2 protein-coding genes are annotated in these 3139 nt (G+C 39.0%); both read right to left on the bottom strand.

What is annotated here, in order from left to right; all coding sequences use genetic code 11:
• Positions 1–2005: preprotein translocase subunit SecA (gene secA, locus HRT50_RS18390; RefSeq protein WP_291617211.1), on the bottom strand; the 2005-nt coding region annotated here is incomplete at its 3' end.
• A 101-nt stretch (positions 2006–2106) separates the two neighbouring features.
• Positions 2107–3003 carry a M23 family metallopeptidase gene (locus HRT50_RS18385; RefSeq protein ID WP_291617209.1) on the bottom strand — a complete coding sequence of 299 codons (897 nt, stop codon included), beginning with the start codon at positions 3001–3003 and terminating at the stop codon, positions 2107–2109.
• Positions 3004–3139 lie beyond the last annotated feature (136 nt).

Here is a 3139-nt window from a genome sequence, read left to right as displayed (position 1 = left end):
TATCTAATAATTCATTACGCTGCTCATAAATAACACCACGTTGATCATTGGCAACATCATCATATTCTAGTAATTGCTTACGCATATCAAAGTTACGACCTTCAACTTTACGTTGCGCATTTTCAATACTGCGGGTCACCCAAGGATGTTCAATCGCTTCGCCATGCTCCATACCTAATTTACGCATCATATTAGAAATACGTTCTGAGGCAAATATACGCATCAATGAATCTTCCATTGATAAGTAAAAACGTGTTGAACCTTCATCACCTTGTCGTCCTGAACGACCACGCAATTGATTATCTATTCGTCTAGATTCATGACGTTCTGTAGCAACTATATGTAAACCACCTAGCTCAAGCACACGCTCATGGTCAATTTTCCACTGCGCTTTAACTTTAGCAATGTCATCTTCACTCGGATTAGTTAACTTAGCGATGATGGCATCTAAATTACCACCTAAAACGATATCTGTACCACGGCCAGCCATGTTAGTAGCAATAGTAACAGCACCCTCTTTACCTGCATCGGCGACAATTTCAGCTTCTTGCTGATGGAACTTAGCATTCAGTACCTTGTGCTTAATTTTTTCTTTCTTTAAGAAATCAGATAAGAACTCAGAGGTTTCAATGGCAATAGTACCAACAAGTACTGGCTGGCCGCGTTTAACACAATCTTGAATATCAGCTAAGATTGCTTCAAACTTTTCATCTCTGGTTAGGTAAATCAAATCAGCCATATCGTTACGAATCATTGGCTGATTGGTAGGGATAATAACGGTTTCTAAACCATAAATGTGATTGAATTCGAACGCCTCAGTATCGGCAGTACCTGTCATACCTGACAGTTTCTGATAAATTCTGAAGTAGTTTTGAAAGGTAATTGAAGCTAGGGTCTGATTTTCATTTTGAATATTAACGCCTTCTTTTGCTTCTACTGCTTGATGAAGACCTTCAGACCAACGACGACCTTCCATCGTACGGCCAGTATGTTCATCAACAATAACTATCTCATCATCTTTGACAATATAGTCAACATCTTTTAAGAATAACTTATGAGCACGAAGCGCCGCCATAACGTGATGTAATATCGTTATATTCGCCGCTGAAAATAAAGTATCACCTTCAGTTAACAGCTCTTTTTCAACCATGATCTCTTCGATATGAATTTGACCACGTTCTGTTAAATAAACTTGTTTAGCTTTTTCATCGATAGTGTAATCGCCGGTGCTTTCTTCACCTTCTTTATCTTCTTCTGCTTGTTGCTCTAATGTTGGCACAACAGTATTAATAATTTTATACAGTGCTGAGCTATCTTCGGCCTGACCAGAAATAATAAGTGGTGTTCTAGCTTCATCAATTAAGATTGAATCAACTTCATCGATAATGGCAAAGTGCAGTGGCTTTTGCGAACGCTCTTGTGGTGAGAACACCATATTGTCACGTAGGTAGTCAAAACCAAATTCGTTATTGGTACCGTAAGTGATATCAGATTGATATGCTGCTTGCTTACCCTCAGTGGTCATGCCTGCAACATTACAGCCGACAGTTAAGCCAAGAAACTCAAATAAAGGACGACTCCAATCAGCATCACGAGTCGCAAGGTAATCGTTGACGGTAATAACATGCACACCGTTACCAGTTAGTGCATTAAGATATGACGGTAAGGTTGCCGTTAATGTTTTACCTTCACCGGTACGCATTTCAGCAATTTTACCGTCATTAAGTACCATACCACCAATCATTTGCACATCGAAATGACGCATGCCAAAGACGCGTTTACTGGCTTCTCTTACCACAGCAAAAGCTTCCGCTAACAATTGCTCTACGGTTTCTCCTTGAGATACACGCTCTTTAAATTCAGTGGTTTTAGCTTTTAATTCTTCATCACTTAACACTTCTAAAACAGGTTCAAGCGCATTTATTTTAGTTACTTCTTTGCCCATCTGCTTTAGTAATCTATCATTTCGACTACCAAATAATTTTGTTAACAAATTTCCAAACATCTTATTTAAACCATTTATTGAGAATTATCAGTGACTTGTTCCGCCACCTTGAGTGAATGTATTATGATAACCGTTTAACGTATTACTTACGAATTAGTCGGCTACTTCCCTTTGCGATAAACAAATTTAATTGGGTCAATTTGTTTATTATTTCGTAATATTTCATAGTGGACATGCGGCCCTGTAGAGCGACCAGTACTGCCCATACGTGCAATTTCTTGTCCTTTATTAACAACCTCACCGACACTGACCAGTATATTCTTGTTATGACCATAACGAGTAGCTAAGCCATCACCATGATTGATTTCAATCAACTGTCCATAGCCATAGCGTTTACCTGCCCAGGTAACGACACCCCCTGCAGTAGCAATAATAGCGGTATTTTCTTTACCGGCAAAATCTACGCCTTTATGCAGGGTTGGCTTACCGTTAAAAGGGTCTTTGCGCACGCCATAATATGAGGATAACCAACCTTTAGTGATTGGTCGCCCTGACAAATATGCATTATTTTGTATATGGTGACCAAAGGTTAAAGATTCAAGCATTTGTAATTGTTTTTCTTCGTAATTTATCTTGTTTTCAAAATGCTCTATTTCAACGAACAATTGCTCAAGCGTTTTATTATTGACTGGCAATGTGTCTGATGAAGGTCCGCCACTTACTGGTAGCTGGCTGAAATTAAATTCATTTGCCGGGATGTTAGCATCATCCGCCAAGCGATCACCAAGGGCATTTAAACGTAATACCTGACTTTGTAATTCGGCTAGCTTGATGGTTAAGGCGGTAATTTTTTGATCTTTTATCATTGTTGGCGTATAAGTAACGTGTGATACAACGCGGTATTGCTCACCGTTGGGTTGCCATTTATTACTGGCAATGAGGTGGACAATCAATCCTGAAAGCAAGGCAAACGCGCACACTGCTGACAACCAATGCAATTTAGTCAGTTGCATTGAGAATCTGACGTTTTTTCCTCGGTATAGTAGTGTTAAACTCATAGAACTCTATTTTGTTAATTTACTCAGTATGCTTAGGTACTGAATTTAGGTAGTTACAATGGCTAGAAAATCAAAAAAACCTATTAATATGACAGCGCTATTGCAAACAACGACAGGCACTTTGGCACATATTCAG

Origin of the sequence: Colwellia sp., assembly GCF_013215345.1 — a bacterium.
Taxonomy (GTDB): domain Bacteria; phylum Pseudomonadota; class Gammaproteobacteria; order Enterobacterales; family Alteromonadaceae; genus Colwellia.
Note: the sequence above shows the minus strand (reverse complement) of the source record. Positions and strands in the feature narration are given on the sequence as shown.

Coding starts and splice junctions, on each gene's coding strand:
- HRT50_RS18385 (WP_291617209.1), bottom strand. CDS start 3,003: ATGAGTTTAACACTACTATACCGAGGAAAAAACGTCAGATTCTCAATG.